This is a genomic window from Acidovorax sp. (assembly GCF_022763525.1).
GTDB lineage: Bacteria > Pseudomonadota > Gammaproteobacteria > Burkholderiales > Burkholderiaceae_C > Acidovorax.
Genome location: NZ_JALEGG010000149.1, coordinates 1 through 5545, shown reverse-complemented (window position 1 = coordinate 5545; position 5545 = coordinate 1). Strand labels below are relative to the sequence as shown.

Genomic DNA, 5545 nt, shown 5'->3' with positions numbered 1-5545 from the left:
CCGCAGCGCATCGGGCCTGGAGTTTCTGCGCGGGGTGGTGCTGGGCTACGAGGTGTCCACGCGCATCGGCGTGGTGCTGGGTCGGCCGCACTACCAGTTCTGGCACAGCACGGGCACTGTGGGCAGCTTTGGCGCGGCTGCCGCTGTGGGCGGCGTGCTGCAGCTGCAGGGGCCGGCGCTCGCCCATGCGCTGGCGACGGCCGCCACCTTCGCGGCCGGGCTGCAGCAGGCCTTCCGCATGGATTCGATGTCCAAGCCGCTGCATGCCGGCCGCGCAGCCGAGGCCGGACTGCTGGCCGCGCAGTGCGCCGCAAGGGGCTTGACGGGTTCGCTGGACGTGCTGGACGGTGAAACCGGGCTCGGACGGGCGATGAGTAACGGGCCTGACTGGGCCGGCGTGGGCGCCACCCTGGGGCAAGACTTTCACATCACCCGGCTGACCTTCAAGAACCACATCGGTTGCGGCCACACGTTTGCTGCCATCGACGGGGCGCTGGAGCTGCGCCAGCGCCACCAGCTGCGGGCAGAGGACATCCGCACCGTGCGGGTGGGCACGTACCGCCCCGCGCTGGACATTGCCTGCTACGCGCGCCCCACCACGGCCAACGAGGCGCGCTTCAGCCTGCCCTACGTGGTGGCGACCGCGCTGACCCACGGCAGCGTGCGGCTGGCGGCCTACGAACCACAACGCCTGAACGATCCCACTACCCGCGCGCTGATGGAACGCATGACCGTGGAGGTGGACCCGGCACTGGACGCCGCCTTCCCCGGCCAGCGGTCCGCGCGCATCGAGATCGAGACCGTGGACGGCCAGTGCCTTGCGCACTTTCAGCCCAACCGCAAGGGCGACCCGGAACTTGCGCTCACCGACACGGAACTGGAAGGCAAGTTCCTGGAGCTGGCCGAGCCCGTGATCGGCACCGCGCGTGCGCAGACGCTGCTGTCCAGGATCTGGTCGCTCGACCAGAGCGCCGACGTGATGCTCTGAGCCCCTGCGTGGGCATTGCGCAGCCGGCGTGCGGGTAATCCATCTCCTCGCACCCGCTGGGCTTGGCCTACAACCATAGGACTTCCTCCATCCCAATTCGAGAACAGTCCTTCATGCACCAAGCCCCTCGATCCCTTCGCGCGTCGCGCCGCACCGCACTCCACGCTTTCCTGACCCTCGCCCTCGCCGGCGGAGCCGCCGCCTGGATCGCGCCAACCCATGCGCAGACCGCCTGGCCCACGAAGCCTGTGCGCATCGTCGTGCCCTTTGCGCCCGGCGGCACCACCGACATCCTGGCGCGCGCCATGGCGCCGGAGCTTTCCAAGGCCTTCGGCCAGCAGTTCATCGTGGACAACCGCGCTGGCGCCGGCGGCAATGTGGGGGCCGAGGTGGTAGCCAAGTCCCCGGGCGATGGCTACACCCTGCTCATGGGCACCGTGGGCACGCATGGCATCAACCGGGCGCTGTATGCCAAGCTGCCTTACGACCCCATCAAGGACTTCGTGCCCATCACCCTGGTCGCCGCTGTGCCCAATGTGATGGTCATGAACGTCGACAAGGCCAAGGCCCTGGGCGTGGCCAATGTGCAGGATTTCATCCGCGTGGCCAAGGCGCAGCCGGGCAAGCTGAACATGGCTTCCAGCGGCAACGGCACCTCCATCCACCTCGCGGGCGAGCTGTTCAAGAGCATGACAGGCACCTACATGCTGCACCTGCCCTACCGCGGCTCAGGGCCAGCGCTTATGGACATGGTGGCGGGCAACGCCGATGTGATGTTCGACAACCTGCCGTCCTCCATGGCGCAGATCAAGGCTGGCAAACTGACCGCGCTGGCAGTGACCAGTTCGGAGCGCTCAAGCGCCCTGCCCGACGTGCCCACGGTAGAGCAGGCGGGCGGCGCCCTGCTCAAGGGCTACGAGGCCAGTTCGTGGTTCGGCCTGCTGGCCCCTGCGGGCACCCCGCAGGACATCGTGAACCGCGTCCAGCAGGAAGTGGCCAAGTCACTTGCCACGCCGGCCATGAAGGAGCGGCTGGTGGCACAAGGGGCCATCCCGGGGGGCAACACGCCCGCCGAATTCGCGCGGCACATCGACAGCGAGCACAAGAAGTGGGCCCAGGTCGTCAAGACCTCGGGCGCCAAGGTGGACTGAGAACAGGTGTGCAAGGCGCGGTGTGCAGCCAATAGCTGCGAGATCGCGAACAGGCTCTAAACGCCCCAGACGACGTCCACGTCTGCCGCCGCGCTGCGCTTGAGCATCTCGATGAGCGGCACCACGCGCTGCCGCAGGCGCACCGCGTCCTTGCGCTGCTCGGCCGCGTCGGCATCGTCACCCTCCTCTGCCGCCTGGGCCTGTACCCGCGCTTCTTCGTCCGCCACGGCGGCCTCCAGCGCGGCAATGGCCGCCGGGATCTGGGCCACGGTCACGATGCCGCTGGCGCCTGGGGTCTTGCCCATGATGGAAACGATCTGGCGGCCATGTGGCTCCAGCATGATGAGGTCGGCGGCGGCGCGGGATTTGAACTTGTAGAGCATGCAGAAGCGGGTTGAAAAGGGACGTTGAAGACGGATCAGGAAGGCGCGTACATGTAGTCGCGTGTGAAGGGGTAGTCCGATTGTGCCCCCGCCAGCGGCCCCGTGCCAGCACCGCCGTGGGGCTTGCTGGCCAGCATCTGGTGCAGCGCCATCCAGCCGCGCTCAAAGCCGAGGGCGCTACCCGCGAGGTACAGCCGGTAGGCGCGCAGGATCCTTTCTGCGTCGTTGTCACCGACTGTTTCCGCCAGCACCGCGCGCGCAGCAGGCAACTGGGCTTCCAGTCCATCCGACCAGGCCCACAGGGTGCGCGCATAGTGCGGACGCAGGTTTTCGGTATCCACCATCTCCAGCCCCGCGCGGGCCATGTCGTGCAGCACGGTGCTCACATGCAGCAACTCCCCGCCAGGGAAGATGTACTGCTCCACGAACTCGCCCATGCCCGCGCCTAGCTGGGCGTTGTCCACGCCCCCCGCAGTGATGCCGTGGTTGAGCACGAGCCCCCCCGGGCGCAAGAGGCGCGCCACGGTGCCAAAGTAGCGCTCCATCTGCGCGCGGCCCACGTGCTCGAACATGCCCACCGAGGCGATCTTGTCGAAGGGCTGTGCCACTTGCAGCTCGCGGTAGTCGCACAGCTGCACGCGGACCCGGCCCTCCAGGCCGCGCGCTTGGATCAGCTGCTGCACATGGGCATGCTGGTTGCGCGACAAGGTGATGCCGGTGGCATCAACTCCGTAATGTTCGGCCGACCACAAAAGCAAACCGCCCCAGCCGGCACCGATGTCCAGGAACCGCTCGCCCGGCGACAGGCGCAACTTGCGGCAGATGTGGTCGAGCTTGGCCTCCTGTGCCTGGGCCAGCGAAAGATCGGGCGTGCGGTAGTAGGCACACGAATAGACGCGGCGGGGGTCCAGCCACAGCGCATAGAACGCGTCAGACAGGTCGTAGTGGAACTGCACATGCCGGGCATCGTGCGCCAACGTGTGCGCCGCCATGGAGCGCGCGCGGGCCAGCACCCGCTGCCACCAGCCGTGGTGCTCATCGCGGGCGGGGTCGCGGATGAGGAGGCCGGCCGCCGCCGCCATCAGATCGCGCATGCCCCCCTCCAGCGCCACGCGCCCTTCCACGATGGCGGCGCCCACGCGGCCGATCTCGCCGCTGGCCAGCGCGACCAGCGCGAGTCGGTCGCGGAAGCGCAGAGTGACCGCGGGATTGGGCGCACCCAGCTGCCGGCCCGCCGGCAGCTCGACAGCCAGCGGCACTGGCAGGTTCGCCAGGCGGCCTTCCAGGGCGTGGAGCAGGTGCTTCATGCGCGGGATTCTTGGAGGGTCCCGCCCGCGCGTCAACGGGCGCAGCCTTCTGTGCGGCCGTGTCCTACAAAACCGGCCGAAGTGCGCCCAGGGCCGGCCCCATTGACACCAATTTGTTTAGGTCTAAACTATTTCCACATGAACATCCTCTGCATTGGCGGCGGTCCCGCAGGCCTTTACTTTGCCCTGCTGATGAAGCAGCAGAATCCCACGCACCGAGTCACGGTGGTCGAGCGCAACCGGCCGTTCGACACCTTCGGCTGGGGCGTGGTGCTGTCGGACCAGACGCTGGAGAACTTGCGCGCCGCCGATGCGCCCACGGCTGCGCTCATCGGCGATGCCTTCAACCACTGGGACGACATCGAGGTGTTTTTCAAGGGCCGCAGCGTGCGCTCCACGGGCCACGGCTTTTGCGGCATCGGCCGCAAGCGGCTGCTCAACATCCTGCAGGACCGCTGCCTCGCGCTGGGGGTGGAATTGGTGTTCGAGACCGACGTGGCCGACGACCAGGCATTGGCCGCGCAGTACGGCGCCGACCTGGTGATCGCGAGTGACGGCCTCAACAGCCGCATCCGCACCCGCTATGCCCACGTGTACCAGCCCGACATCGACCTGCGCCAGTGCCGCTTCGTGTGGCTGGGCACGAAGAAGAAATTCGACGCCTTCACCTTTGCCTTCGAGCAGACCGAGCACGGCTGGTTCCAGGCGCACGCCTACCAGTTCGACGCCGACACCTCCACCTTCATCGTCGAAACACCGGAGGCCGTGTGGAAGGCCCACGGCCTGGACCAGATGGAGCAGCCCGAAGCGATTGCGTTTTGCGAAAAGCTGTTTGCCAAATACCTGGACGGCAACGCGCTCATCAGCAACGCCACCCACCTGCGCGGCTCAGCCAACTGGATCCGCTTTCCGCGCGTGATCTGCAACACCTGGGTGCACCGCGAGACGATGGGCGGCAAGCGCGTGCCCATCGTGCTGATGGGTGATGCGGCGCACACGGCGCATTTTTCGATTGGCAGCGGCACCAAGCTGGCGCTGGAAGACGCCATCGACCTCGCCAACGAGTTCGCCACGGGCCTGCCCATGGACGAGGTGCTCACGCACTACGAGGCGCGCCGCAGCGTGGAAGTGCTCAAGATCCAGAACGCCGCGCGCAACAGCACCGAGTGGTTTGAAAACGTGGCGCGCTACGCCGGCATGCCCGTCGAGCAGTTCACCTACTCCTTGCTCACGCGCAGCCAGCGCATCAGCCACGAGAACCTGCGCTTGCGCGACGCCGCGTGGCTGGAAGGCTATGAGGCCTGGCTGGCGGGCGGCAAGGCAGCAGTCCCACCGATGCTCACGCCCTTCACCCTGCGCGGGGTGACGCTCAAGAACCGCATCGTCGTCTCGCCCATGGCCACCTACAGCGCGGTCGAGGGCGTGCCGCAGGATTTCCACCTGGTGCACCTGGGCGCGCGGGCGCTCGGCGGCGCCGCGTTGGTGATGGTGGAAATGACCAGCCCCACGCCCGAGGGCCGCATCTCCCCCGGCTGCACGGGCCTGTGGAACGATGCGCAGCAGGCCGCCTTCACGCGCATCGTGCAGTTCGTACACGCCAGCAGCAGCGCCAGGATCGGCATGCAGCTGGGCCACAGCGGCCCCAAGGGCTCCACCCGTGTGGGCTGGGAGGGCACGGACGAACCGCTGGAAGCAGGCAACTGGCCCCTGCTGGCT

At 67.7% G+C, this 5545-nt stretch carries 5 protein-coding genes; 3 read left to right on the top strand and 2 right to left on the bottom strand.

Translation table 11 applies throughout. The features are described from left to right. The coding region (locus MRY84_RS11335) for an MmgE/PrpD family protein (protein WP_291505834.1) at positions 1 to 988 on the top strand (988 nt) is incomplete at its 5' end. Between the two features lie 113 nt (positions 989 to 1101). After that, complete coding sequence (locus tag MRY84_RS11330) at positions 1102 to 2139, top strand: tripartite tricarboxylate transporter substrate binding protein (RefSeq protein WP_291505833.1); 1038 nt, start codon at positions 1102 to 1104, stop codon at positions 2137 to 2139. Positions 2140 to 2195: 56 nt separating this feature from the next. On the opposite strand, the gene MRY84_RS11325 is transcribed toward MRY84_RS11330, so the two are convergent. Next, positions 2196 to 2522: a DUF1840 domain-containing protein gene (locus tag MRY84_RS11325; RefSeq protein ID WP_291505832.1), complete on the bottom strand. Its 327-nt coding sequence runs from the start codon at positions 2520 to 2522 to the stop codon at positions 2196 to 2198. A gap of 35 nt (positions 2523 to 2557) precedes the next feature. After that, positions 2558 to 3829, bottom strand: coding sequence for a class I SAM-dependent methyltransferase (locus MRY84_RS11320; protein WP_291505831.1), 1272 nt, complete (start codon positions 3827 to 3829; stop codon positions 2558 to 2560). A gap of 138 nt (positions 3830 to 3967) precedes the next feature. Here MRY84_RS11320 and MRY84_RS11315 point away from each other — a divergent pair. Further along, positions 3968 to 5545, top strand: a 1578-nt coding sequence (locus MRY84_RS11315; RefSeq protein WP_291505830.1) for an FAD-dependent monooxygenase, incomplete at its 3' end; no start/stop codon positions are given.